This is a genomic window from Sporosarcina siberiensis (assembly GCF_042681925.1).
Lineage (GTDB): Bacteria > Bacillota > Bacilli > Bacillales_A > Planococcaceae > Sporosarcina > Sporosarcina siberiensis.
In genome coordinates this window covers 1-26655 of sequence record NZ_JBHUGI010000010.1, presented here as the reverse complement: position 1 = coordinate 26655, position 26655 = coordinate 1, and the positions used below count along the sequence as shown (strand labels likewise).

The following is a 26655-nucleotide window of genomic DNA, read 5'->3' as shown; positions in this document are numbered from 1 at the left end:
AAATTAATTACCCAACAACTTTTATGCCATTTTTCCAAACGGAATTCACATGATTTACACCAAAGAGATATTGCAGCTCTTGATAATTCGAACAATTCCAAAGCACTACATCGCCTTGTTTTCCTATCTCAATTGAGCCTGTTATTTCCTCCATTTTTATTGCACATGCAGCGTTATAAGTGGCCGCAGTAAGAGCTTCTGCTGGAGTTAGTCGCATAGAAATGCACGCCAAATTCATAACAAGTGGCATCGAAGTCGTTGGTGATGAACCTGGATTACAATCCGTAGAAATTGCAACGGGCACACCTGCATCAATCATTTTACGTCCCTCAGCCGCTTCTTCCCTAAGATATAATGCTGTTGCCGGAAGCAAACATGCAATTGTCCCAGCTGCCGCCATTGCTTGAATCCCTTCATCAGAAGCTTGCAACAAATGTTCAGCCGATATCGCACCAACACTAGCAGCTAGTTCAGCACCTTCGTATGGTTCGATTTCATCAGCATGTATTTTTGGTATGAGTCCATATCTCTTACCCGCTTCTAAAATTCGTCTCGATTGTTCTGGTGTAAATACACCGACTTCACAGAAAACGTCATTAAAAATAGCGAGTTGTTCCTTCGCAACAGCAGGTATCATCTCATCTATAACAAGAGTTACATACTCCTCTTCTCGACCTTTGTATTCAACAGGGACGGCATGAGCCCCCATAAATGTCGGAACAAGATCGATTGGGTGCTCATTTTGCAATCTTTTCATTACGCGAAGCTGCTTAAGTTCAGTTTCAAGATTTAGACCGTAGCCGCTTTTTCCTTCAATCGTAGTAACACCATGGTTCAAAAATGAATCGAGGCGACGAAGGGACTGTGCAACTAACTCATCTTCTGTAGCTTCTCGGGTCATTTTAGTCGTCGAATGAATGCCACCCCCTGCATTCATAATTTCCATATACGTCGCACCTTCAAGGCGCATTTCAAATTCTTTTTCGCGACTTCCCCCGTATGCCACATGTGTATGTGGATCGACAAGCCCAGGAGTAACAAGGTGACCCGTTGCATCTGTAATTTCCGCTTCATGTGCGCGACTTTCAAATAATTCTTCAAGTTCTTCTGTCGTACCCACTGCTTTTATAAGCCCATTTTCAATCCAAATGCTACCATCTTCAATAATTGATAACTCGTTCATCGCTTTTTTAATTCGTGGACCTTTTCCACTTTGGGATAGTGTAGCAAGTTGTGATGCATGCTTAATCCATACAATGTTTTTCATGTTTTTGACGCTCCTTTATTCATCATCGGAATGTTAACGCCCTTTTCGCGCGCTGTTTTCTCAGCAAGTTCATATCCTGCATCGACATGCCTAACAACCCCCATACCTGGATCTGTCGTGAGTACACGTTCCAGTCTTACTTCAGCCTCTTTTGTACCGTCCGCAACAATGACCATTCCCGCATGAATCGAATACCCCATTCCTACGCCACCGCCGTGATGGACAGAAACCCAAGTCGCACCGCCTACTGCATTGATCATAGCATTCAATATTGGCCAATCTGCAACAGCATCCGAGCCATCTTTCATCGCTTCTGTTTCACGATTTGGTGAAGCAACCGAACCCGAATCGAGGTGGTCCCGACCGATAACGATTGGTGCTTTTAATTCACCAGAAGCGACCATATCGTTTATAATTTTTCCAAACCTCGCTCTTTCACCGTATCCAAGCCAACAAATTCGCGCAGGTAGACCTTGAAATTCAATCTTATCCTGTGCCATACGAATCCAATTACACAGATGAGTATTGTCACTAAATTCACGTAAAATGACTTCATCTGTTTTATAAATATCTTCCGGATCACCAGAGAGCGCAACCCAACGGAACGGCCCTTTTCCTTCGCAAAACTGCGGTCGGATATAAGCTGGAACAAACCCTGGGAAATCGAATGCGCGTGTGACCCCTTCGTCTTTTGCAACTTGCCGAATATTATTTCCATAGTCAAATGTAATTGCACCCTTATCCATCATTTCAATCATCGCTTCCACATGAGTTGCCATTGAAGCTTTTGACTGTTTGATATATTCCTCCGGGTTTTCATTTCTTAAAGTACTTGCATCCATCAATGACATTCCTACTGGTATATAGCCGTTCAGTGGGTCATGTGCCGATGTCTGATCTGTTAATACGTCTGGAATGAACCCTTTTGCGAGCATCTGAGGTAATATATCTGTCGCATTTCCAAGAAGTCCAATTGATAATGCTTTGCCTTCTAATTTCGCTTCTTTCGCAAGACGTATCGCTTCATCTAGCGAATCTGTTTTAATATCTGTATAGCGCGTTTCGATTCGTCGATCAATACGCGATTCATCAACTTCAATGCCAATACAAACCCCGCCTGCCATCGTTACCGCAAGCGGTTGTGCAGCCCCCATACCGCCAAGACCCGCTGTTAATGTAATTGTCCCTTTCAAAGAACCATTAAAATGTTGTTTAGCAAGTTCCGCAAAGGTCTCGTATGTTCCTTGCACAATTCCTTGTGAACCGATGTAAATCCAACTTCCTGCCGTCATTTGTCCATACATCATTAATCCTTTTTTATCGAGTTCATGAAACGTCTCCCAGTTTGCATACGCTGGAACAAGATTTGAGTTCGCAATTAGTACTCTTGGTGCATCTGTATGTGACTTAAATATAGCAACGGGTTTTCCCGACTGAACCAATAACGTTTCATCATTTTCCAATTCTTTTAAAGAACGGACAATCGCATCAAAGGACTCCCAGTTTCGAGCCGCTTTCCCGATACCTCCATAAACAACTAATTCATCTGGATGTTCTGCCACTTCTTCGTCTAAATTATTCATCAGCATACGAAGTGCGGCCTCTTGTTGCCATCCTTTTGTATTCAAATCTGTCCCACGATACCGAATGACTCGCTTCGACGCTTCCCCCAAAATGAACTCCCCCTCGAACTAATCTACATTCATAATACATGATGAAAACGTTCCATTGTTGACTATTCAGAAAATTTAGTCCGTGCTAACAAGGTACTGTTTTAGCGGGTTAAAGTGAATAAACACAAAAAAGTCCGAGACACAAATTCTGTCTCAGACCTTTTTAGTTATCTAATGTTAATTTTCACTTTCACATTTCCTTCAATCCATTGTGGATATCCGTGCAAAGGAAGCTTAACTGGGTTCACAAAAGGTCCTTTCGGAAAGTCCATTCCAATTACTGCGGTATCATCGCCATTAGATGAGAAACTACCACTTGTAAAACTCACTTCCTTTCCTTCGGCATCAATAAAGGAATTGAATGGACTTGTATGATACCCTTCCTCACTTTTTAGTAAGAATTCTAAGTAGCCTTTTTTTATATCCTGTATTGAATAGCGTTGATCTGCTGGTTGTTCCAAGATCACTTCTTTTTCTGTATCTATTAATATATATGCTTCATCTTTATCCATCGCTTGAAGTTTATTGAACATAAGCGTCAACTCCTCTGGATTCTCAAAGTAGTTACTTTCTAAGTAATAGATTTTTTCATCCTCATTTTCTGTACCTGAACTTGTAATTCCATTTATAGACGTCCACATTTCTCCGTTTTCATCCATCAATCGTAAATCTTCAAAACCAAATATGATCTTCGTATTATTTGGATTTGTACGAATACTGATTGCGACCTTTAATGGTGAAATTTCAATTTGTTGGATTGTAACTTTTTGCCCTTCAATTGAAACGGTCTCATTCACCAGATAACGCGTTGTAGGCATCTTTTCTTTTGCCAATGAAAACGGAATGTCAAAATCAATTTCCCTTTCGGTAGATTTTGCAGTTGCCTTTAATATAAATTCACTTTCATTCACACCTTCTTTAAACCCAATATTTATTTTTACTGCAAGTTCTTTTCCGGTTTCAAAACTGATTGGATCTGGAGTTGCTGATCCCCAGCGCATTACATCATTCCCTTTTCGATCAGTAATGTCCGATAAACCAAGGTGAAATACTTCATCTTTTCGAGCGCCATTTAATGTATAGAATAGGACCATTTCTTCCTCGTCTGCGATGACGCCCTTTAGCGTTAATGTTACACCTTCTTTTTCAGAGGTTAGATTGAGCTCCTGATAATATTCATTGTTCATCGCACTTTCAAGCCCTTTGTCTTCACGAATAAATTCAACAAACCTTTCCAATCCCGGTATCGAAGCAATGGCATTTGCAAATACGGGGGACACACGAATTGACGTAACTAACGTGATTAGTAAAATTGCAGCTACAAAAACCGACCAGATACTCCGTTTGTATATTCTTTTATTTTTCCTTGATTTCCCTAGTCGTCCTCGTTCGAAACCATTCTTTATAGCTTGTTCAAGTCGAATTTCAGAAATCGGCCGTTCCTCAATTTGCTTCTTCCATTGTTCCAACTTATCTTCTTCATTTTTATACATGGCCACTCCCTCCCTTCTCTTCAAAAAATAATTTAAGTACACTGAGCGCTTTATATAATCTCGTTTTGATTGTGCTTTCAGGTGTAGCTGTAAGTTCTGCGATGTCTTTGATTTTAATATCATGTAAATATTTCATATAAACAAGTTCCCGTTGCTGTCCAGTCAGTGTGTCAAGCGCTTCCTCAACTTGAAGAAACGTGTAATCGTCACTGATTTCATACTGAGTTAAAGCAGCTTCATTCGATACAAACTGTTTCTGTTTTCGCAAAAGATCACGACAATAATTCATCATAATTCGTATGAGCCAAGTCTTTACATACTCGGGCTTGCGCAAGGTATGTATTTTTTCATACGCACGAAATGTTACTTCTTGCACTGCTTCAAGTGCGTCTTCTTCATTTTTCAAATAGGCCAGCGCAGTCCTAAATAAATCTTCTTTATAAATAAGCAGTAAAGATAAAAACGCTTCATCATTTCCACTAACCGCTTTCTTTACTAATTCAACATCTGCCAAGACCCCACCCCCATCTTTCTACCACTTACAATTCATTGTAGTTAGTTTACCTTATATACATTAGACATACAGTTCTCGAAAAAGTTTGAAATACTTTTACCAATCGTTAATTTTTAAAAGTCCACTCCATCCCCAGGGTCGTTGCATAGGATAAGGGGAATCATAAGGAAGGAGTGAACAAATGGTTAATATGCCACCGGATAACCAAAATGAAAGACAATGGTATCCGCAATTACCTGAAGGTTATAATGTTGAACCGATGTCAAACCAATACCAGTCTAATCCTGGAATGCCAGGATACGGTTCACCAATGGGGCAACAATTTGAACAAGGAATGCCTGGATACGGTCCTCAAATGGGGCAACAATTTGGGCAAGGAATGCCCGGATATGGACCTCCTATGGGACACCAATTTGGGCCCGGTATGCCGGGATTTGGTCCGCCTCCGGGAGCAGGTATGCCTGGATTTAGACCTCCTATGAACTTTCCACCTGGAGCACATGGTATGCCTAACTTCGATCCACACCATGGATCCTCATCCGGGCAACATGGACAGCAAGGACAGCAGGGCCCTTCTTCACCACCACCGAACTTTGCACCACCATACCCTGGTGGAAGCGGTAATCAAGCTCAAGTTTTCGCTGTAGATCCTGGAGCAATTCGCGGATGTCTCTATCGTCAAACGTACGTCTGGTTATCGAGAAGACAAGGTTTTTGGTTCTACCCAACTTATGTTGGCAGGACGTCAGTAGCCGGCTATAGATGGCGCAGCAGACGAAGAAGATGGGAATATTTTGGGATTGATTTAAACCAAATCGATTCATTCACTTGTTTTTAAATTAAATTTCAACAAAACTTCAAAACCCAAAAGTCTCGTAGTTCGCAACCTGAACTGTGAGACTTTTCACTTCAAATAAAGGACAAGCTGTACAGTGAATAGAAGAATACTAAACAGTTATTCGTATAAAGGAGGATTTTAATGAGCGAAGTTTTAAAGAGATACGAGGCTTGGATAAAAGAAGCTTCTTTACCCGATTATTTAAAAATGGAATTACAATCGATAGTAGGGAATTATAAAGAAATTGAAGACCGATTTTATCAAAAGATACAGTTTGGAACTGGTGGAATGAGAGGATTACTCGGTGCGGGAACGAATAGAATTAATATATATACAATACGCCTTGTTGCGGAAGGGCTCGCCCTACACATACAAAATCATGGGGAAATCGCAATGCAAAAAGGAGTTGTCATCGCTTACGATACAAGACATTTTTCCGAACAATTTGCTCTTGAAATTGCAAAAACCATTGGCAAATACGGCATACGTGTCTACTTATTTGAAGAAAGCCGTCCTACACCCGAATTGTCATTTGCAGTAAGACAGTTAGGTGCTTTTGCAGGTGTTGTTGTCACCGCTTCTCATAATCCAGCTGAATATAATGGCTTCAAAGTATACGGAGAAGACGGTGGACAACTTCCACCTGCTGCCTCAGATCAGATTGTACGCTTTATGGACAGCATTGAAAATATATTTTCAATTGATATTCAAGATGAAAACACAATGATTAAAAACGGATTCCTTCATTATATATTAAAAGAAATCGACGATGCATATCAGGAATGTCTGCTCACGCTTAGCGAGATAGAATTACATTCTATTAAAGAAACTCTTTCAATCATCTATACGCCGTTACATGGATCCGGACTCATGCCTGTGACTACAGGCCTTAAAAGATTTGGTTTTCATAATGTAACTGTCGTTCCAGAACAAGCAGATTCTGACCCTGACTTTCCAACAGTTTCGTACCCAAACCCGGAAGAACGCCAAGCCTTTGAACTCGCAATTCAACTAGGCCATAAAAAAGAAGCCGAATTGCTTTTAGCAACCGACCCCGATGCCGACCGTCTCGGCGTAGCTGTTCGTAAAGACGATGGTAATTATGAACTTTTAACAGGAAACCAACTTGGTGCACTTCTTCTGAATTATATATTACTGCAAAAAAATCTTAAAAATGAAATTCCTGGAAACGGAATCGTACTAAAAACTATTGTCACCTCCGAACTCGGAAGAGCAATAGCAGAGAAATTTGGCGTCCATACGCAAGATACATTAACTGGATTCAAATTTATTTCCGAAAAAATTGAAGAATACAATTCAAGTGGTCAATTCAAATTCCTATTTGGTTACGAAGAAAGCTACGGTTATTTAATTGGTGAATTTTCCCGTGACAAAGACGCTGTACAAGCAGCGCTAGTGACCTCGGAAATGGCCGCCTATTATAAATCCATTGGAATCTCATTATTTGACGCACTCACCAACTTATACAATGAATTTGGCTATTACAAAGAGTCTTTAAAATCGATTACTTTGGAAGGAAAAGATGGACAAGATTCCATTGGCCAAATTATGAGCGGACTTCGCAATCATCCGCCCGATTCAATCGGAGGAATTCGAATAATTGCTCTTGAGGACTACAAAAAAAGAACCCGCCATGAGATTCACGGCGAGTCCATTCCAATCAGCTTACCAGAAGCAGATGTTCTTAAATTCTTTTTAGAAGATGATTCTTGGGTGTGTATTAGACCTTCAGGAACCGAACCCAAATGTAAATTATATTTTGGTGTTAGGAAGGGTTCGGCGGAAGAAGCGGAGGCTGCTCTTCGGATGTTGGAGAAGGATTTGATGGAACGAATTGTTTTGTAACAATACAATGTAAAAAAAATGTTGCTTGTCCCTAATTAGGTGCAAGCAACATTTTTAATGATATCAAACTGTATTGTATCCTCAGACTGCTTTCTGGGGACTCTTGGAGATTTCCAAAAAGTCTTTGTAATTTCGAATGTTATCTTCCTCATTATAATAATCATTTGATAGCACCATAAGCAAACAATCTTCAGTAAACTCGTGCATTTCATGCCAAATCAATTTATCGATAAACACACCTTGATTGATTCTATTTAAGTTATAACTGCTTTTCTCTTTACCATCATCCAATCTTAATTCACAGGATCCTTTCAAACAAATTAGCATTTGTAAGGAATCCTTTTGCGCATGAAACCCTCTTGGATAGATTGATTGTGTATTAAAGATATAATATACACGTTTGATTTCAAATGGGATATTCACTGGATATTCCAATTCAATTTGCACTGTTCCTTCTAAAGAATTCGGAACTAAATCATGTACTTCAATTTCCATTTGTGCACATCCTTATTTAATCATTTCTAAATAATTTTCATATCCTATTAAATTATCCTCTTCTGTATAAGGATTATTGGTCAGTACCATAAGTATGCAATCCTCGGAAAAGTTGTGCATTTCGTGCCAAATCATCTTATCTACGAATAGTCCTTGATGAATGGAGCTTAATGGAAAGGTTTGTCTCTCCGTACCATTATCCAAAACAACATCAACAGAACCGTTCACACATACCATCACTTGATAAGAATCAATCATTGCATGAAATCCTCTTGGCGAATCTGGATTTGTATTATAAATATAAAAAACTCGTTTTATATCAAAAGGTACATTTTTCAAAGCTTCCAACGCAATTAGTGAACCTCGTTCATCACCAAACTCTTCCAGCTTTAATAATTCACTGCCCCGTAACGTTGTTTCCATTAATTCTTTACCCATTTCTCCACATCCTCAACAGTTTTTTTAGTGTCTATTGCTTCAAGCCATTCGTTGTTTTCCAAATACCATTTAATTGTTAAAGCCAATCCCTCTTCAAATGTATAACGAGGTTTCCAACCGAGCTCATTTGTGATTTTTGTATTATCAATGGCGTACCTCAAGTCATGGCCTAATCGATCATCTACAAATTCAATTAAAGAATCCTCTTTTTCTAATTCGCGCAGAACTTGTTGAACAACTTCAATATTTTCTTTTTCATTATTACCACCAATATTATAGACTTCTCCAATTCTTCCACTATGGAGAATCTGATCGATTGCTGAACAATGATCCTCTACGTGCAACCAATCTCTGATTTGTTTCCCGTTACCATAAATAGGTATTTCCCTATCCTTCATGGCGGACTCGATTACCATCGGAATCAGCTTCTCTGGAAATTGAAAAGGCCCATAGTTGTTGGAACACCTCGAGAGCAACAAAGGTAATCCATACGTTTCAAAATATGCCCTAGCTATCATATCTGCAGATGCTTTTGTTGCGGAATAAGGACTATTTGGTGATAGGTTTGTTGTTTCCGTAAAGAAGCCTTCTTTTCCTAATGTTCCATATACCTCATCTGTTGAAATCTGGTAAAACTTTGCGTTAGTCTTATATTTTTTATTACCAACTGCCCAATAATTTTTGGCTACTTGAAGCAGCACTTCAGTTCCAAGGATATTCGTTTCTAAAAATAACTTGGGATTCTCTATACTACGATCCACATGAGACTCCGCTGCAAAATTAATAACAACTTGAATATCAAAACGACTAAAAACTTCTTCAACAAGTTCCCGATTACAAATATCCCCTTCAACAAAATGGTAATTTGAATTTAACTCAATATCTTTTAGATTCTTCAAATTACCCGCATACGTTAGCAAATCCAAATTCACAATCGTGTAATCATATTTTTCAAGTAGATACTTAATAAAATTGGATCCAATGAATCCAGCACCACCGGTTACTAGTATATTCATAAGAACCCCCCTTTCTCATTTTTGAAGTATTCATTGAGAATGTACAAACGCATCTTCAGATTGATCGGACATTGCTGTCTCAACTAAATACTTTCCATACTCTGTTTTTTGTAAAGGGAGGGCGAGTAACAATAATTGTTCCTTTGTAATATAATTTCGTCTAAATGCTATTTCCTCGATACAAGATACATAAAGCCCCTGACGTTTTTGAATTGCTTCTACAAAATTTGAAGCTTCCAAAAGGGACTCATGAGTACCCGTATCTAGCCAGGCCAACCCCCTGCCCATTACTTCTACTTTCAACTGATTTCTTCTTAAGTACTCATTAATTACACATGTAATTTCCACCTCACCGCGATGTGAAGGCTTAACTTTCTTTGCGTATTCAACTACTTGATTATCAAAGAAGTAAAGTCCTGGAATTGCGTAAGAAGATTTCGGCGAGTCGGGTTTCTCTTCAATAGAAAGCACATTCTTATCTTCATCCAATTCAACAACTCCATAAGCCCTTGGATCATTTACAAAACACCCGAAGATAATTGCACCACTTTTTAGAGCAGCTACTTTTTGTAGACGATTTCCAAAATCAGATCCATAAAAGATGTTATCTCCTAGGACAAGGGCAACAGTTGAATTACCTATGAATTCTTCACCAACTATAAATGCTTCTGCAAGGCCGCTCGCTTGATATTGAATTTCATAGATCAGCTTAATCCCTAAATCACTTCCATCACCCAATAACTCTTGAAAGCTCACAATATCTCGCGGAGTAGATATGATTAAGATCTCCTTGATACCCGCAAGCATTAATACCGATAAAGGATAATAAATCATCGGTTTATCATAGACAGGTAACATTTGTTTCGATATAGATTTCGTTAAAGGATAAAGGCGTGTTCCTAACCCACCAGCTAATATTATTCCTTTCATAACCAAATCATCCTACCTTTTGACGTTTATTTTCAGTAGATCTCTCATCCACCAAAGCATCAGCTTCTATACTTACACCTTTGTTAAGTGTTAATTTCACCTTAAGTAGCAAGCCGATAAGTATTGAATATACTGTTTTCAGCTCTTCATTCTTCATTAACTTACAAATAATCATATAAAAACTGACTCCAAGAATTATTTGTATTGTTAAATTCATATAATGATTGAAAGGTAACAAGCTACCAACAGTAAATACTATTATTCCCATAACAATTGAAAGTGCAAAAGTAGGAAATAAATCTTTTATTTGTTCTTTTGTTGAATAAGATATTTCTTTTCCCGAGAAGTACGTATTTACAAATAAGGAGATAAATGTATTCAATAATGTTGCAGATATTAATCCAATTATGCCTAGTTTCAAATATAATGAAAGAATAATTAAAACGGTTAAATTCACTTTTTTTATGACTTCCATTAACAGAAATAAGTCAGATCTACCTTTTACTTGAAGTATGCTTAAATTGGTTATATGAGTGGGGTACAGCATTCCCGCGATACATAATAATTGAAAGTAGATTACAGCAGGCAACCATTTCTCTCCAAGAACGATACTGAATAACGGGGTAGCTATAGTCGCCAATCCAACCATTAGTGGAAAGTTAATAAAAGCAGATGTTTTTATCACTTTTTTAAAAGCCGCCTTAAGCCGATCTTCATCATTCTGGATGCTGCTTAAGACAGGATAAGCGACCCGTTCTACAGTATTAGAAATGGATAATGCTGCAAAGTCTCTAAATTTCACCGCATTTGTATAGTATCCAAGTTGAGTCTTCGTATATACACGACCAATAATAATATAAAATAAGTTATTGTATAATGTATCTATTAAATCTGAAACCAACAACTTCGAGCCAAATCCAAAGAATTTTTTTAATGAATTAGAACTGAAAACAAGTGAAGGAATCCATTTATTGTAGTACCAAAGTAAAACGGTTTGAATTACTTGCATAGAGACCATATTTACAACAAGACTCCAGACACCAAAACCCAATACAGCCATCGTGATTGTAATAATCCCTGAAATAATAACCGCGACAACACTAGTTAATGTTATTGTTTTAAAATCAATATTTTTAACTAACTTGATTCGCTGAATGATTGCCAATGAATTAATAATTATTACGAATGAAAGGACTCTTATAATTAGTATTAGTTGAGGCTCTCCAAAAAACAGACTGATACTTTCTGCACACAAAAATAATAATACGTAAACGAGGAGAGAAACAAACAGATTAAAATAAAATACCGTTGAGTAGTCTTCTTGTGTTGTGTTTTCATCTCTGATTAATGCTCTGGAAAATCCACTATCAACAAGAAGGTTAGATAAGGCAATAAAAACAATTACCATACCAATGAGACCAAAATGTTCTGGCAGCAATATTCTGGCTAGAATTACTTGAATAATTATTTGCATTCCACCTTTGGCCAAAAGGTCCATAAAGCTCCAAAATAAGCCTTTCATTGTTTTTTGTTTGAGTGAGTTCGAATTCGGCATGTTCAATACTCCCAATCACTTATTGCAATTTGTATTATCTTTATAGCAAAACTTGTAACCTAAGAAGTAATTTCAAAGTAATTTTTTCTGTATTCTCATATAGTTTCAGATTTTTGGTACTCTCTCTTGCCTAATAATTGATACATATTACTTTTATATGCCTCTACGCCCGGTTGATTGAATGGATTCACTCCTAATATGTATCCACTCATCACGCATGCTAACTGAAAGAAGTAGACTAGATATCCAAATGTATAAGCGTTCATCTCAGGTATTTGTATGATTAAATTCGGTACACCACCGTTTGTATGAGCCTGTAAAGTCCCATCTAACGCCTTCAAGTTTAAATAATTCACTGTTTTTCCATTCAAATAATTCAACTCATCAAAGTCAGTTTCCTCATTTTCAATTACAACATCCTTATTCGGTTTTCCAACTTTTATTATTGTTTCAAAGATGTTTTTCCTGCCGTCTTGAATGTATTGTCCCAGTGAATGTAAATCCGTTGAAAAGACTGCAGATGTCGGAAATATTCCTCTCCCATCTTTCCCTTCACTTTCGGCGTAGAGCTGCTTCCACCACTCCGAAAAACTTTGGAGATTTGGTTCATAGCTTACTAACAGTTCAATTCCTTTTCCTTTGCTATATAAAAGGTTTCGAATGGCTGCATATTGATAAGCTACATTTTCATTTAGATCATCCGACGTCAAATCAGTTCGAGCAGTGGAGGCACCCTCCATAATGGAATCTATACAAATTCCACTAACCGCCATTGGAAATAAACCTACTGAAGTTAATGCAGAAAAACGACCCCCAATGTTTCTAGGTATATTGAATGTTTCATACCCTTCACTTTTTGCAATTCTATTTAAAGTCCCCTTTTCTCTGTCCGTTGTAATGTAAATTCGGGATTGTGCTTCGGTTCGTCCATACTTATCTACAAGCAACTTACGGAAAACTCTAAATGCAATTGCCGGCTCAAGGGTTGTACCTGATTTAGAAATGACATTTATAGAAAAGTCTTTTCCTTCTAATAAGTCAATTACGTCTGAAATATATGATGAACTAAGATTATTTCCTGCAAAAATAACTTGTGGTCCTACACGTTGTTTAGTGGATAGTTCATTTTGAAAAGTATGAGTAAGCATCTCTATTCCTGCTCTTGAACCCATGTATGATCCACCAACACCTATAACAAGCAAAACCTCACTATTTCCTCTAACTTTTAATGCAGCTGTCTTTATTCGATTGAATTCATTTACATCAAAGCTTACCGGGTAATTCAACCAACCAAGTGAATTCTGTTCCACTCCTTGACTTTTTCGAATTTTTCGATCAAAAAAACGGACAGTGCTTTGTAAATCACTCATTTCATATTCCTGAATAAAAGGAAGACTTTTTGAATAATCGAACGTGATATGTGTCAAAAACTCCCCACCCCACTCTGCCCATTTTTATATAGAAACTTTTTCATTAGACTTTTTTTGCATGTAATATTGTAAAGTTTCTTGAAGACCCTCAGATAAGCTATATTGTGTAAACCACTGTAATTCATCTTTCACCCTAATATTGTTTAAAACACTTTTTTCAATTTCACCAAATCTTTTCGGCTCGAATATAGGCATAGCATGGAGCCCTGAAAGATTTGAGATTTTATAATATAATTCTTCTATAGTCGTTTCCGAACAAGAACTTACATTATATATTCCCTTCGCCTTAACTCCCAAAGCCAAACGACAAGCAAAGGCTACATCTTTCACATAAACGAAATCCCTAGTTTGGCCTCCATCATAAATACTCACTTTTTCCTCGCCCAATAAACGATTGATGAATATTGAAATTACACCAGCTTCACCGTTTTCATTTTGTCTTGGTCCATAAACATTTGAAAATCTTAAGATGCAGCTATCTAGCCCTTTAAATTGGCTATAATGTCTAATGTAATTTTCAGCAGAATGTTTCGAAAGTGCATAAAAAGATTGTGAATTTATCGAGTGTTTTTCATCAATTGGAAGATATTCTGGTTCACCATATACCGCTGCGGTCGAAGCGAATAAGAACTTTTTCACATGATACTTTTTGGACAGAACCATTACATTTACTGTTCCTACTGTATTCGTGAAAAAGTCAAATTGAGGATTGTTCATGGATGCCATAACAGAAGCTTGAGCAGCCAAATGAATTACGTAATCTGGCTGTTCATTTATAAAAACAGATTCTAATTTAGGATCATTTAAATCCATCGTATAAGCTTTCACGGCATCTGATAAATTACTTTTGAACCCAGTTATATAGTTATCTACAGATACAACCTGAAAATCATTTTTCACCAATTCGTCTATTACATGTGAGCCAATGAACCCCGCACCACCCGTTATTAACACTTTCAAAGTATGAGCCACCTCCAAGGTAAATTTTTGGGAAACGTTCTTTAAGAAATGCTACGCATTTTATTCAATAAGCACCCTTTCCTTTTAATACCAACACAACGGTGTTTAGTAGTATTTTTATATCTAATAAAATGGAGCAATTCTCAACATAATTAAGATCGAGTTTAATCTTTTTTCCATGATTTATTTCGGATCTCCCATTTATTTGAGCGTATCCAGTTATTCCTGGTTTTACATTTAATCTTCGTGCTTGATGGACATCGTAATATTTTGTAATTGCAGGAATTTCCGGCCTTGGACCAACAATACTCATATCTCCAATCAATACATTAAAGAGTTGTGGAAGTTCATCAATACTATATTTCCTGTAGATTTTACCCAATTTAGTTACTTGACTGTTACTTCCAGTTTTAAAAATAAATTCATCCGGAACACTTTCACCCCAATCATATATATGTTCACCTTTTTCTTTTATACATTCTTTCATTGTTCGAAACTTCCAAATAATAAAGGACTTATTATTTAGACCTGTCCTTGTTTGTTTAAATAAAATGGGCTTTCCTTGAGTAATTAAACTCAATAATGAAAAGAATAATAGTAAAGGCATACAAAGTATGATCAATAGTAGGCTCGTCCCGATATCAAAAACTCTTTTCCAAAATAAATAGGATAATGACATTTTCCGAGTCTGTTCCTCAAAAATGATTCTTTGCATAAACCGTCCTCCTAGAAACTACATTTAATAGTTAGTATTGGATAAACCGGAAATCCAGCCTTATCTAGATTTTTAGTCATAGTACACTCTATTCAATTTCTTGGATAAAAAGAACTTCACGGCCTATTAATAAAACGAACTACATAAATAGTCATTTTTCATATCAACTAGTCGAAGTATTATCTATTTATAAGTCTTTCATACATACAAAGTAGTTATATATATTGGCTATTAGAAAAAACTACTTCTAAAAAGACTTCATTTTCTCTACTTATTATTCACTCTATGTATCCTGCATAAATTAAATCATCAATTGGTTTCTTTGTATTTTGCAACTAATATTGAACTAAAATAAAAAATGGTCTATCTCTTGGTTTTATCCAGAAATAGACCATTGATTATTTTTCTTGAGTGGAAGCTAAACGAATACTAACAGTAGTTTATGAAAGGAACTTCTATTTGAATCGACCTTAAGTAGAGTTGATGTTTTTATCTAGATGCTTTCATACGTGCAAAGAATGCAAAAGGTTTAGGAAAATTAATACGTGCATAATACACCACTTTTTCTTTTACACCAAGTTTATCCAAATAGTCTTTGTACTTCTCATTTTTAATTTCATCTTTATTTTCTTCTAATGATAAGATCATAATTTCAAACGGAATTTTAGACTTATCTATATTTTCCTTAAACTTATTTCCAGAGTAATGATTAAAGTTATCCAATAATTGTATAAATCCTTTATTTAGTTCTATTTGAATTTCTTTCTTCCGTCTATCCTGTCTCCACTTATCAGTCAATGAATCCTTCACTCCAACTCTATATACCCCCATACTTTCATTGAAATAATGTGCATATCCATAATAAGTTGCAATGAACTTTACAGACATGTCTCGAACTACCGCCGTATAATACCAATCAGGAGGATTATCCAATAGTTCTTTTCTGTAGATAAATGATGATGTTGGTACAACACCAAGTAGGGTTACTTCACCAGCGTCATAATTATTAGTTCTTGTGAAAAATGGATTATTTTTTTTTATTAAAGAATTCTTTTCTTCGATTTTTTCTTTTCTGGCATTTACCGTGTAGGCATTATGAAAACTAAAAGTACATTCCGGATTGTTTTCTAAATAATCTACTTGTTTTTGAAGTTTATATGGATCTACCCAGTAGTCATCGCCTTCACAAATCGCTACGTATTTCCCAATAGATTCGTCATGAAGCCTAATATTATTTAATCTGTGACCTACATTTTTTTCCGATGTGATCATTCGTATCTTCTCAGGGTACTTCAATACATACTCTTCAACTATCTTCCTTGTAGAATCGGTACTGCAATCTTCTCCAATTAGAAACTCAAAATCAAAATCCGTAACTTGTTTCAACACACCTTCAATAGCGTCTCTAATATATTTTTCATGATTATAGGTAACACAATTGACACTCACTAATACTGACATATAACCCCTCTTTTCATTCGTTTTCGATGTTTTAAAAAGATAACTCGTAGACTCATGCTATATAACATTTCTTTTTCCTTAGTTTGGATTTTTGAATAATATAAAAAATGTATATATATTTTTCGAGACAAGATATTTTCTATTGCTTAAATAAATTTATAATATAACTCATTTAGCACTCTTACCACATAGCCCTATTCAGTAGTATTAATTTATTCAAATCTTTTCCACTAAAACTTGTCCCAGTTTATAAAATTAATATTGTCGAATAGATAATAGTAATAGTGCTTTTTCACAAATTTAGCTACCTCCTAAATCGTAATCAGTTGTATTTCAATTTACAATTAGCCGCTTTTTTCTCGCAGTTCATAATCTACTATATTCATCTCCTTTAGGATTCAGAACAAAACGTATTACAAGACATCTTATAATTCAACCAGCTACTACTTGAAAACTTTGGCACTATGAATAAATTACAGAAACCTCAGAAAGCAAGTTAGGAATCGTGCCTTTTTCACTTCATGCAAAAATGTAAGTAATTTCAAATTGAATTATGTAATTAGTAATCTGAACGATTACTAATTACATAGAGTATCCACCCATTATTCATATTTTATACATACTATTTATATCAGTCTTCGATCTTTTGTATTATGAATATAGGTAGGCCATCGTCAGAACTATTAATCAAAGATTATTTCAGAATTTTAATCTGTCAATAATATAAAATCAATAATAAAAAAACGCCTGCACAACATCGAATTTTATGTTCGATGAGGTACAAGCATTTTGCTTCTTTATTCTAGAAAAGTCTTTCTGTAGTATCTAAGCAGCGCAAGTGGACACATCGAGTAATTGAACGATTATTCATCGCGTTGATAGATCCTATTAAAAGTAAATGCCACCTGGGTTTACTTTCTCCATACCATCTGGTTAACAATGCCGGTATAACTTTGAATCAATTTTATTACCTTTATACTTACATTTTCATCTATATAATTTGGGACCCCTTCACCAAACTCATCTTGTCTATTCATCTCAACTGCCATATCTACTGCTTGAAGAACTTGTTTAGTCGTTATGTTCCCAATAATCATATTACCTTTATCTAAAGCTTCTGGCCGCTCTGTACTTGTTCTTAAAGATACTGCTGGGAATTTGAAATAAGAAGCCTCTTCAGCAATAGTTCCACTATCCGAGACAACGCAAAATGCATTTTTTTGAAGATTATTATAATCTGCAAAACCAAAAGGCTGTAAAGTTTTAACGTTTGGATGAAATTTAAATTCCCTTTGTTCTATAAACTTCTTACTCCTTGGATGTGCACTATATATTACTGGGAGATTATAGTTTTCAGCCATAACATTTACTGCATTCATAAGTGCTATGAAGTTATCTTCATTATCAATATTTTCTTCTCTATGAGCTGACAGTAAAATATACTTATCCTTTTGTAAGTTTAATTCTTCAAGTATGTTACTACTATTAATCTGTTCGTTATTTACTTTTAACACTTCTGCCATTGGTGAACCTACCACGTAAGTTCTTTCCTTAGAAACGCCTTCCCAGTTCAGATAATTTCTAGCATGTTCTGTGTAACACAGATTAACATCACTAGTATGGTCAATAATTCTTCTATTCACTTCTTCTGGTAGGTTATCATCAAAACATCTATTACCAGCCTCCATATGAAAGATTGGTATTTTCAGTCTTTTAGCTGATAATACACATAAACAGGAGTTTGTGTCTCCTAAAATAAGCAGTGCGTCAGGCTGTTCTTGAACCATAATTTCATATGATCTAGCTAGTATATTCCCCATTGTTCGTCCCAAATTATCCCCTACTACATCAAGATAAAAATCGGGTTCTCTGATGCCTAAATTATCAAAGAATAATTGATTTAATGAATAATCATAATTTTGACCTGTATGAACCAAAATATGTTGAAAGTACTTGTCACTTTTCTTAATCACCTCTGAAAGCTTAATTATCTCAGGGCGAGTACCTACTATTGTCATTAATTTCAACTTCTTCATTAAATTCGCACTCCCAATCTAAAGTAATGCGGATAGAGCTCTTTATGATTCTCTATCCACTCCATCATCTCTAAAACCATAACTTCATAACTAGGCACTTCAAATGAAAAATCTGTTCTATTATTAATCAACGATTTATCCTGTGTTAGTTTATCACTTGGCAAAATTTCAATTTTACCCTCATCTATATGTTTATTAAATAGCTTAAGCAGTTCATACTTGCATATATTTTCATTGTTTACTAGATTATAAAGGCCTGTAAGATTTTCCTTTAATGCTTGCTCAATAGCTTTCGCAAGCGTTAGTGTCGTTACACCCGTCCAAATCACTTTAGTAAATCCATGAATTTGGCCTTCTTGTCTCATAAACCAATTAAAAAGTCCGATACCCTTTTCGGACATATCAGGACCAATTAATGAATACCTGAATGTGAGATCCTTATCATTCCTCAATTCCCCTAAAGCTTTCGATCTATCATAAAAGCGCTCTCCATCTGCAATTGATTTTTCTGAATATCCTCCTTTTGTTCCTGAGAATATGCAATCTGTACTTAGGTGAAGAATTTTCGTCTTCAAATGTTTCGTTATATCACTTAGGAAGTGGGGTATATAACTATTTAGAAGCACTGCAGTTGACTTATTGTCTTCAGCATCTTGGTTAAGAATACCTATAGCATTAATCACTACATCGTATTCCCCTTCAACAATTATCTCTTCAAGTTTTTTTAAATCAGTTATATCTCCAATGATATACTGGCAATAGTCAACTTTTCCGCGGCTAAATATTGTTATATCATAATTAGCTTCTTTAAAGTATATTGCGATGGCATGTCCAGTCATACCAGTCCCACCTAAGATCAAGACCTTCATTATCTCCACTCCCAGTTCTTCAACTCGTCTTGTATATAATCAAGCTTAAATAATCTCTCCTTAATTTGCTCTATATTAAGTCTCTCAGTATTATGTGAGTTATAATCTTCTACCTCTTGAAGTTGTTCATTACCTTCAACAAAATATTTATCGTAATTAAGAGTTCGTTTATCAGAAGGTACCCTGTAAAAGTTACCCATATCCTGAGCTACAAGATGCTCTTCTTTTGTTAGAAGCGTTTCATATAACTTTTCACCATGTCGGGTACCGAAAACTCCTATTTGATTATCAACATTAAAAAGTTCTTTCATCGATTGGGCTAGATCACCGATTGTGGATGCAGGTGATTTCTGAACCATGATATCTCCTGCTTCTGCATTTTGAAATGCAAATACTACTAAATCTACAGCTTCTTCTAGACTCATTAAAAATCTTGTCATATTAGGGTCTGTTACAGTTAATGGTTGTCCGTTCTTAATTTGTTCAATGAATAACGGTATGACTGAACCTCTAGAAGCCATTACATTTCCATATCTAGTACCACATATTAATGTGTTCTCTGGATTGACTGTCTTTGATTTTGCTACAAAAACTTTCTCCATCATAGCTTTAGATATTCCCATAGCATTAATAGGATAAGCAGCCTTATCTGTTGAAAGGCAAACAACCTTTTTCACCCCAAATTCAATAGCAGATGTCAGTACATTATCTGTACCAAATACATTTGTCTTAACAGCTTCCAACGGAAAAAATTCGCAAGAGGGTACTTGTTTCAATGCAGCTGCATGAAAAACATAATCTACATTATGCATGGCATTTTTCACACTGCCAATATCACGAACATCACCTATATAAAATCTGAGTTTATCATCCTTATATTTATTTCTCATATCATCTTGTTTCTTCTCATCCCGTGAAAATATTCTTATTTCTTTAACTTCCGAATGCAAAAATCGATTCATTACTGCATTTCCAAAAGAACCTGTCCCACCTGTAATTAACAATGTTTTATCTTTGAACATGGTTTTCCTCCCGTCAATTTATATGGTTCGTCCTCAAATCTTTATAAAATGTAGAAACTTAGCACCATGTTTTTTTAAAGTAATATCTTCTTTTTTGGCATTATTTGAAGTTTATTGGCTTGTCTATAAAATATTTAACAGCTTATCCTAAAGATTTGGTTTCTAAAGAAGCCGAAAATCTAGAGATGAAATAATTCAGCTTCATTCTGATAGTCTTTCTTTTCCTACCAGTTTCAAAAAAGAACTACTTTAGATCCATTAATAACTTCCTTTCGTTTTTCATGCCCAATGATACTTCTTTGATATCCATCATCGACATAAGTTTAAATAATAGTATTCTCCACTATATGAGGATCCTTATAGAATTATTCTTCTAAATCAGTATTTCTATAGTAATTTTTTTTATAGTCTTCAAATTTATTTATCTACTTTGAATTAACATCGAATCGCGTACTTTTAATAAGTCTCAAATAAACAGATTTTATAATAACATCTTTAAAGCCGCATGAAATAAACGATTATACTGTTGCTAGTTTTTGAATCCTTTTAATTCAAAAAAAATTTTCTCTGACATTGAATACAATATCAATCTGTTTGAAATCATATGTCATTCTTTTACTTTATGTATATAATTCTGTTTACATTACTTTGTACTGTATTGACGAAACTATTATAACGTTAGATATTTCCCAACACAGTCGGTTCAACACAGTCGGTTCAAAACACTCATCAAGACCTATTGGATAAGAATCATTCTTTTTATTGTAGGTAATGACAGATTACAGTTTACTTTGATGATTTTGTTCATAATTTCAAGGAAACTATATCCAGTATCTATTTTCAGATGTTTGGTTTTTAAGTAAGCGAGTCACAATATAAGATGTTTTTCCTAAACAACAAAAAAAGGGATATTGAACAAGAGTTTACCTCTCGTTCAATATCCCTTTTCTATAAAACCGTTGATACGACTACATTATCAGCCATATTTCTATGGAGACGGCGGGAGTCGAACCCGCGTCCAAAGGCCCCAACACTTAAGCGTCTACGCGTATAGATTGTCTACTAGGGTTTCGCGTATCAATCTGCCGGCAATCAGGGCGTCATGTACGCTATTCTGAGAATCTCTTCCGACCGCCTCAGAAGGCAACAGTCGTCGTATCCCACTAATAAGTGAGCCTTGCAATACCACATGGGCGATGGCACCACAAGGCAGATTCAGTCAGCTTACGCTGCGAATGCTAGGTTGTTGTTTGTTTTGCCTGTTATTATAAGTGCCGTTTCTGACGGAGCCGAGCCCTCCGACGCGCAACTCAAGCTTAGACTACCCTTGTCGAATCCGTAACGTCCCCTAAATGGGAATGTCAGGACTGCCTATTTAAATGTTATTAAAAGGCATCTGAACTCTACTACATTGTTTACTCTATCCTATTTTCCGGAAAAAATCAAGATTGCTGATTTGCTTTGACGGCACGATCCATATCTCTTTTAGCTTCTTTCTTCTTTAGATCGTGGCGTTTATCATACAACTTCTTACCTTTACCAATCCCAATCAACACTTTTGCAAAACCGTCTTTCAAATACATCATAATTGGAACAATTGTAGAACCTTGTTGTTTCGTTTGTCCCAGCAAATTATCAATTTGTTTCCTATGAAGCAAAAGCTTTCTGGTTCGAACAGGATCATGGTTAAAACGATTTCCTTGTTCATACGGACTAATATGCATATTAATAATCCATGCTTCGTTATTTCGGATTTGTATGAACGCTTCTCGTAGCTGGACTTTGCCTTTACGTATCGATTTAATTTCAGTTCCATTTAAGACAATGCCGGCTTCTATGGTTTCTTCAATAGCAAAATCATGATAAGCTTTTTTATTACGAGCAACAACATTCCCTTTTCCTTTTGCCATTTGCTTCTCCTCCTAACAGGCAGTTAACGTAACAAATTGCATAAATCCAAAATCATTTTCTTTTTCTCGGACTTTTTTTGGATTTCTTGGCAGCACCTTCATAAAACTTTTGCTTTTTACCTGTTGTACCACTTTTCTTGTTACTACTTGAATGAGATGTGGATTTCTTTCCATCGTCTTTTTTCTTGCTTGCATGAATCACTTTCGGAGTTTCTCTTCTTGGACGATGGAAGGACTGTTTCATACCAACCAATTCGAAGTCAATCGCCGATTCTTCAGGTTTTACAGCAACAACCTTAATCGTCACTTCATCGCCTAAACGATATTGTTTTCCAGTATGTTCCCCAATCATTATCATTTGACGATCATCAAAACGATAATAATCATCCGTCATAAGACTTACATGAACAAGACCTTCTATTGTATTTTCTAATTCTACAAACAAACCAAAATTCGTTACCGAAGAAACAATTCCTTCAAATTCTTCACCAATTTTGTCCAGCATAAACTGAGCTTTTTTCAGTGATTCAGTATCGCGTTCTGCCTCAACAGAGCGACGTTCCCGTTCTGAGGTATGTGCAGCAATTTCAGATAGTCTTGCACCCCAATGTTCTACCGTTTGTGCAGAAACATCATTTTCAATTAAATACGTCCGGATTAATCGATGAACGATTAAGTCAGGATATCGACGAATCGGTGCTGTGAAATGTGTGTAAAAGTCTGTTGAAAGTCCAAAATGGCCAATACTTTCATCAAAATATTTTGCTTGTTGCATAGAACGTAGAAGCATTGTAGAAATGACAGCCTCTTCTGGTAATCCCTCTATGGATTCAACTATTTCTTGTAATGCACGAGGATGAATTTTATTGCCCGTACCTTTTACGACTATTCCAAAGTTTGTTAAGAACTCGAAGAAACGTTGCAGTCTTTCTGCTTTAGGATCTTCATGAATACGGTAAATGAAAGGTACTTTCAGCCAATGGAAATGTTCAGCAATCGTTTCGTTCGCAGCCAACATAAACTCTTCAATTAGACGTTCTGATACAGTACGTTCAATCACAACTATATCCGTTGGCCATCCTTCTTCGTTTACGATTATTTTTGATTCTTTAAAATCAAAATCAATTGCTCCGCGTTCCATTCGTTTACTTTTTAATATGTCTGCAAGATCTGCCATATGGTTAATCATCGGGACGACTTGCTCATATTTTTTAATGAGCTCTTCATCTTTTTGATCAACAATTTTATATACATCTGTATACGTCATGCGCTCTTTTGAACGGATAACACTTTCAAATATTTCATGAGCGATCACTTTACCACTTTGATTAATCGTCATTTTACAAGACAGTGTTAATCTATCTACTCCAGGATTCAAAGAGCAAATTCCATTTGAAAGCCTATGTGGAAGCATTGGTATCACTCGGTCCGTTAAGTAAACGCTCGTGCCACGATCATAAGCGGCAGCATCCATAGGCGAGTTTTCTGTTACGTAATAACTAACATCGGAAATATGAACGGACAAAATATAAGTCCCATCATCATTTTTAACAACTGAAATTGCATCGTCTAAATCCTTTGCATCCGCTCCATCAATCGTAACAGCCATTTCTTCGCGAAGGTCACGTCGTTTAAATAAGTCTTTTTCCTGAACTTCTTCTGGGATCTTATTTGCTTGGTTCAGTACATCTTCTGGAAATTCAACTTCAATACCATGTTTATGAATAATAGATAATATATCTACGCCTGGATCATTTCGATGACCAAGGATTTGCGTAACGATTCCTGTTGCAGATTTGGAATCCTCAGGGAATTTCGTTATTTCCACAACAACTTTGTGCCCCTCGACAGCCTCTAACGAATCACCTTTTCCGATGAATATATCCATTGGAAGTTTTTTATCATCTGGAATAACAAAGCCAAAACCTTTATTGTCTTGATACATTCCTACAACCTTTGTTGTTTTTCGTTCAACTACACGAATAATCGTTCCTTCTCGTCGGTCTCCTGAATCACTCTTTGTGACACGTACAAGAACGATGTCGCCATTCATAGCTCCATCTACCTCATTGGGTGGTATAAAGACATCATCCATTCCTTCTGTTTCTGGTGCAACAAAACCAAAACCTTTAGCATGGCCGATAAATTTACCACGAACAAAATTCATTTTCTCAGGAACACCATAACGATTTGATTTCGATCGTATAATATGACCTTTTTGTTCAAGTTGAACAAGCATTTTCACAAGTTCTTTAAACTCATCAGCATTTTCTAATTCCAACATTTCTTGGATTTCTTGCACAGTTAGAGGTTTATATGCTTCTTCTCTCATCATTAACAACAACTTCTGTTGCATTTCAATTTCAAAATTATCCAAGTTCATCCCTCCTTCAATTATTTAGCATGGCCTATTTCCTGATTTTTCACACGCTCCAATCGAGTGATTCGAGGAATTTATATATGTCTTCGTACAGCATCTCTTTTTCAGGGCCAAGCGTAATCACATGACCTGACTTGTCATACCATTTAATTTGTTTCGCAACAGATTCTGTATTTTCATAAATAACCGTTGCGGACTCAGGTTCGATGACATCATCTAAGGATCCTTGAACAACGAAAAGAGGTGCATAAATAGTGTCTACATTCTCACGTACATCATATACAAGTTCTCGTAAATCAGTAAGTGAAGGCATTTCTTGTAATTGCAAATTCTTCATTTCAGCAGCAATTACTTCTTCACTTTTTCGTTCGAATTTCTTATATTCCTGAGCATATTTTAGTACACCTGAATACATTACATCTGTTGTTTTCATAGTCATTGGTGCACACATTGTGATTATGCCCATTAATGGTATGCTATACCCTAACTTTAGTGAAAATACGCCTCCAAGTGACAATCCCGCAACAGCGATTTCATCATATCCAGCATCCTTCAATTTATTATACCCTTGTAGGACATCTTCCCACCATTGTTCGGGTCCAGTATGTATCAATTCTTCAGGTGGCACACCATGTCCTCTATAGTGAGGTGCATGGGATGTGTACCCTTTTTTCTCAAGAAACCGACCAAGCATTCGAACGTCCGCTGAAGTGCCAGTGAATCCGTGTAACAGCAAAACAGCCCGTTTTCCTTCTTCAATAAAAAATGGTTTTGGTTGTGATACTCTCATATCGTATCCCTCCGTAAAAAAAACGCCCGACCATTCGGAAGGTCAGACGATTGTAATTTATTAAATTATGCCTTCATTATGGCAATCGCCAATATAAAAAACAAAACTGCCAGTACTATAGTTACCCTTTGAAGAACTAAATCTAAACCGCGTGCCTTTTGTTTTCCGAAAAGCTGTTCAGCTCCTCCGGAGATTGCTCCTGAAAGACCTGCACTTGATCCAGATTGCAATAAAACAACTCCAATTAGTGAGAGTGCTACGATTACGAGCAGTATCAACAGTAAAGCATGCATTTTGTTCCACCTCCTGAAAAGAACTTCACAACAAGTTCTATTTTACCAAATTGAGGGATGAGATACAAGCTTTTGTGGAATTTACATACCGGTTTGATTGGTAAAGATAGTTTTCTGTTTCCAAAGATACTCTCTACTTTCATATAAAATCATTTCCTATAGTAGTAAGTCCCGAAACCTTCAAAAAGTTATAATTTATAAACTTTTACTAAAGTTATTATATTTGATTGGATTCCTTTTTCTAAGCTCAGCTTCGCATATCCATACTAAGTTACTGTACTATCAATCAAATAATACTCACTTTATAAAAAACATTAGATTTCCTATCTCTATCTTCCACCATTTATATCGATTAAGTTATTAAATTTATTTTCAAATAAAAAGTTATTTTTATTATAAATATTTACGTAAGGTGTCGTAAATTTGCTTTCATATATCAAACTAGATTGAATTCTCATTGAACTCATTTCTTTATTTACGTAAAACAAACTAAAAAAACAAATTAGATAAATCATTATTAATTTATTTGCTTTTTGTTTATATAATGAATATATATTAGATATTAATAAAATCTCCAATACTCTACCATAAATTGATAGCATGGGAGTGTCAATATTTATGTGTAAATGACAATCCAACCTTTTCATTGTGAATATCACTTATTTCTTTTTTATAGCTTATGAATAGAGCTTATTTGCTCTAGA

22 protein-coding genes and 1 other RNA gene are annotated in these 26655 nt (G+C 35.9%); 2 read left to right on the top strand and 21 right to left on the bottom strand.

The genetic code is table 11. The features are described from left to right. Positions 1-7: 7 nt before the first annotated feature. From hutI to ACFSFY_RS05480, 4 genes are all read right to left on the bottom strand, one after another. Positions 8-1267 (bottom strand): imidazolonepropionase, encoded by a 1260-nt coding sequence (hutI, locus tag ACFSFY_RS05495; RefSeq protein ID WP_381536177.1) that lies wholly within the window; start codon positions 1265-1267, stop codon positions 8-10. Further along, positions 1264-2940: a urocanate hydratase gene (gene hutU, locus ACFSFY_RS05490; protein ID WP_381536176.1), complete on the bottom strand. Its 1677-nt coding sequence runs from the start codon at positions 2938-2940 to the stop codon at positions 1264-1266. Before hutU ends, hutI begins: the two co-directional genes overlap by 4 nt. Before the next feature lie 167 nt (positions 2941-3107). Continuing rightward, positions 3108-4433 carry a DUF4179 domain-containing protein gene (locus tag ACFSFY_RS05485; protein ID WP_381536175.1) on the bottom strand — a complete coding sequence of 442 codons (1326 nt, stop codon included), beginning with the start codon at positions 4431-4433 and terminating at the stop codon, positions 3108-3110. After that, a complete protein-coding gene (locus ACFSFY_RS05480; RefSeq protein WP_381536174.1) occupies positions 4426-4947 on the bottom strand; it encodes a sigma-70 family RNA polymerase sigma factor in 522 nt (173 codons plus the stop codon). Before ACFSFY_RS05480 ends, ACFSFY_RS05485 begins: the two co-directional genes overlap by 8 nt. 181 nt (positions 4948-5128) lie before the next feature. On the opposite strand from ACFSFY_RS05480, the gene ACFSFY_RS05475 reads away from it, so the two are divergent. After that, positions 5129-5785, top strand: coding sequence for a hypothetical protein (locus tag ACFSFY_RS05475; RefSeq protein ID WP_381536173.1), 657 nt, complete (start codon positions 5129-5131; stop codon positions 5783-5785). Between the two features lie 141 nt (positions 5786-5926). After that, a complete protein-coding gene (locus tag ACFSFY_RS05470) occupies positions 5927-7651 on the top strand; it encodes a phospho-sugar mutase (RefSeq protein ID WP_381536172.1) in 1725 nt (574 codons plus the stop codon). A gap of 81 nt (positions 7652-7732) precedes the next feature. Here the strand turns inward: ACFSFY_RS05470 and ACFSFY_RS05465 are convergent, their stop codons facing one another. The 17 genes from ACFSFY_RS05465 to secG form a co-directional block, all read right to left on the bottom strand. Next, positions 7733-8146, bottom strand: coding sequence for a sugar 3,4-ketoisomerase (locus tag ACFSFY_RS05465; protein ID WP_381536171.1), 414 nt, complete (start codon positions 8144-8146; stop codon positions 7733-7735). A gap of 12 nt (positions 8147-8158) precedes the next feature. Then, a complete protein-coding gene (locus ACFSFY_RS05460) occupies positions 8159-8584 on the bottom strand; it encodes a sugar 3,4-ketoisomerase (protein WP_381536170.1) in 426 nt (141 codons plus the stop codon). Beyond that, on the bottom strand, positions 8569-9600 hold the full coding sequence (rfbB, locus tag ACFSFY_RS05455; RefSeq protein WP_381536169.1) for a dTDP-glucose 4,6-dehydratase: 1032 nt from the start codon (positions 9598-9600) through the stop codon (positions 8569-8571). Before rfbB ends, ACFSFY_RS05460 begins: the two co-directional genes overlap by 16 nt. 30 nt (positions 9601-9630) lie before the next feature. Next, a complete protein-coding gene (gene rfbA, locus ACFSFY_RS05450; RefSeq protein ID WP_381536168.1) occupies positions 9631-10530 on the bottom strand; it encodes a glucose-1-phosphate thymidylyltransferase RfbA in 900 nt (299 codons plus the stop codon). A gap of 7 nt (positions 10531-10537) precedes the next feature. After that, entirely contained in the window at positions 10538-12085 is a 1548-nt protein-coding gene (locus ACFSFY_RS05445; protein WP_381536167.1) for a lipopolysaccharide biosynthesis protein, read from the bottom strand. Between the two features lie 95 nt (positions 12086-12180). Next, positions 12181-13512 (bottom strand): glucose-6-phosphate isomerase, encoded by a 1332-nt coding sequence (locus ACFSFY_RS05440; RefSeq protein ID WP_381536166.1) that lies wholly within the window; start codon positions 13510-13512, stop codon positions 12181-12183. A 27-nt stretch (positions 13513-13539) separates the two neighbouring features. Continuing rightward, positions 13540-14469 (bottom strand): NAD-dependent epimerase/dehydratase family protein, encoded by a 930-nt coding sequence (locus ACFSFY_RS05435; protein ID WP_381536239.1) that lies wholly within the window; start codon positions 14467-14469, stop codon positions 13540-13542. 70 nt (positions 14470-14539) lie between these two features. Then, positions 14540-15154, bottom strand: a complete 615-nt coding sequence (locus ACFSFY_RS05430; protein ID WP_381536238.1) for a sugar transferase — start codon at positions 15152-15154, stop codon at positions 14540-14542. Between the two features lie 525 nt (positions 15155-15679). After that, positions 15680-16651 carry a glycosyltransferase gene (locus ACFSFY_RS05425; RefSeq protein ID WP_381536165.1) on the bottom strand — a complete coding sequence of 324 codons (972 nt, stop codon included), beginning with the start codon at positions 16649-16651 and terminating at the stop codon, positions 15680-15682. Positions 16652-17562: 911 nt separating this feature from the next. Further along, entirely contained in the window at positions 17563-18687 is a 1125-nt protein-coding gene (gene wecB, locus ACFSFY_RS05420) for a non-hydrolyzing UDP-N-acetylglucosamine 2-epimerase (protein WP_381536164.1), read from the bottom strand. After that, the gene (locus ACFSFY_RS05415) at positions 18687-19556 is read right to left on the bottom strand and encodes an SDR family oxidoreductase (protein ID WP_381536163.1); all 870 of its coding nucleotides are present in this window, start codon (positions 19554-19556) and stop codon (positions 18687-18689) included. Before ACFSFY_RS05415 ends, wecB begins: the two co-directional genes overlap by 1 nt. After that, on the bottom strand, positions 19556-20578 hold the full coding sequence (locus ACFSFY_RS05410; protein WP_381536162.1) for a polysaccharide biosynthesis protein: 1023 nt from the start codon (positions 20576-20578) through the stop codon (positions 19556-19558). Before ACFSFY_RS05410 ends, ACFSFY_RS05415 begins: the two co-directional genes overlap by 1 nt. Before the next feature lie 988 nt (positions 20579-21566). Further along, positions 21567-21927: a transfer-messenger RNA gene (ssrA, locus tag ACFSFY_RS05405) on the bottom strand. Positions 21928-22020: 93 nt separating this feature from the next. Further along, entirely contained in the window at positions 22021-22488 is a 468-nt protein-coding gene (gene smpB, locus ACFSFY_RS05400) for an SsrA-binding protein SmpB (protein ID WP_381536161.1), read from the bottom strand. A gap of 52 nt (positions 22489-22540) precedes the next feature. Beyond that, positions 22541-24871: a ribonuclease R gene (gene rnr / locus ACFSFY_RS05395; RefSeq protein WP_381536160.1), complete on the bottom strand. Its 2331-nt coding sequence runs from the start codon at positions 24869-24871 to the stop codon at positions 22541-22543. A 40-nt stretch (positions 24872-24911) separates the two neighbouring features. Next, positions 24912-25658: an alpha/beta hydrolase gene (locus tag ACFSFY_RS05390; RefSeq protein ID WP_381536159.1), complete on the bottom strand. Its 747-nt coding sequence runs from the start codon at positions 25656-25658 to the stop codon at positions 24912-24914. 65 nt (positions 25659-25723) lie between these two features. Next, entirely contained in the window at positions 25724-25951 is a 228-nt protein-coding gene (secG, locus tag ACFSFY_RS05385; RefSeq protein WP_381536158.1) for a preprotein translocase subunit SecG, read from the bottom strand. Between the last annotated feature and the right edge of the window lie 704 nt (positions 25952-26655).

Excerpts from the sequence above, each read along its gene's own strand:
- wecB (WP_381536164.1), bottom strand. The coding sequence starts at position 18,687 with ATGAAGAAGTTGAAATTAATGACAATAGTAGGTACTCGCCCTGAGATA.
- ACFSFY_RS05465 (WP_381536171.1), bottom strand. The coding sequence starts at position 8,146 with ATGGAAATTGAAGTACATGATTTAGTTCCGAATTCTTTAGAAGGAACA.
- ACFSFY_RS05430 (WP_381536238.1), bottom strand. The coding sequence starts at position 15,154 with ATGTCATTATCCTATTTATTTTGGAAAAGAGTTTTTGATATCGGGACG.
- hutI (WP_381536177.1), bottom strand. The coding sequence starts at position 1,267 with ATGAAAAACATTGTATGGATTAAGCATGCATCACAACTTGCTACACTA.
- ACFSFY_RS05485 (WP_381536175.1), bottom strand. The coding sequence starts at position 4,433 with ATGTATAAAAATGAAGAAGATAAGTTGGAACAATGGAAGAAGCAAATT.
- ACFSFY_RS05425 (WP_381536165.1), bottom strand. The coding sequence starts at position 16,651 with ATGTCAGTATTAGTGAGTGTCAATTGTGTTACCTATAATCATGAAAAA.
- smpB (WP_381536161.1), bottom strand. The coding sequence starts at position 22,488 with ATGGCAAAAGGAAAAGGGAATGTTGTTGCTCGTAATAAAAAAGCTTAT.
- ACFSFY_RS05415 (WP_381536163.1), bottom strand. The coding sequence starts at position 19,556 with ATGAAGGTCTTGATCTTAGGTGGGACTGGTATGACTGGACATGCCATC.
- ACFSFY_RS05445 (WP_381536167.1), bottom strand. The coding sequence starts at position 12,085 with ATGCCGAATTCGAACTCACTCAAACAAAAAACAATGAAAGGCTTATTT.
- rnr (WP_381536160.1), bottom strand. The coding sequence starts at position 24,871 with ATGAACTTGGATAATTTTGAAATTGAAATGCAACAGAAGTTGTTGTTA.
- rfbB (WP_381536169.1), bottom strand. The coding sequence starts at position 9,600 with ATGAATATACTAGTAACCGGTGGTGCTGGATTCATTGGATCCAATTTT.
- ACFSFY_RS05475 (WP_381536173.1), top strand. The coding sequence starts at position 5,129 with ATGGTTAATATGCCACCGGATAACCAAAATGAAAGACAATGGTATCCG.
- ACFSFY_RS05460 (WP_381536170.1), bottom strand. The coding sequence starts at position 8,584 with ATGGGTAAAGAATTAATGGAAACAACGTTACGGGGCAGTGAATTATTA.
- ACFSFY_RS05470 (WP_381536172.1), top strand. The coding sequence starts at position 5,927 with ATGAGCGAAGTTTTAAAGAGATACGAGGCTTGGATAAAAGAAGCTTCT.
- secG (WP_381536158.1), bottom strand. The coding sequence starts at position 25,951 with ATGCATGCTTTACTGTTGATACTGCTCGTAATCGTAGCACTCTCACTA.
- rfbA (WP_381536168.1), bottom strand. The coding sequence starts at position 10,530 with ATGAAAGGAATAATATTAGCTGGTGGGTTAGGAACACGCCTTTATCCT.
- ACFSFY_RS05390 (WP_381536159.1), bottom strand. The coding sequence starts at position 25,658 with ATGAGAGTATCACAACCAAAACCATTTTTTATTGAAGAAGGAAAACGG.
- ACFSFY_RS05410 (WP_381536162.1), bottom strand. The coding sequence starts at position 20,578 with ATGTTCAAAGATAAAACATTGTTAATTACAGGTGGGACAGGTTCTTTT.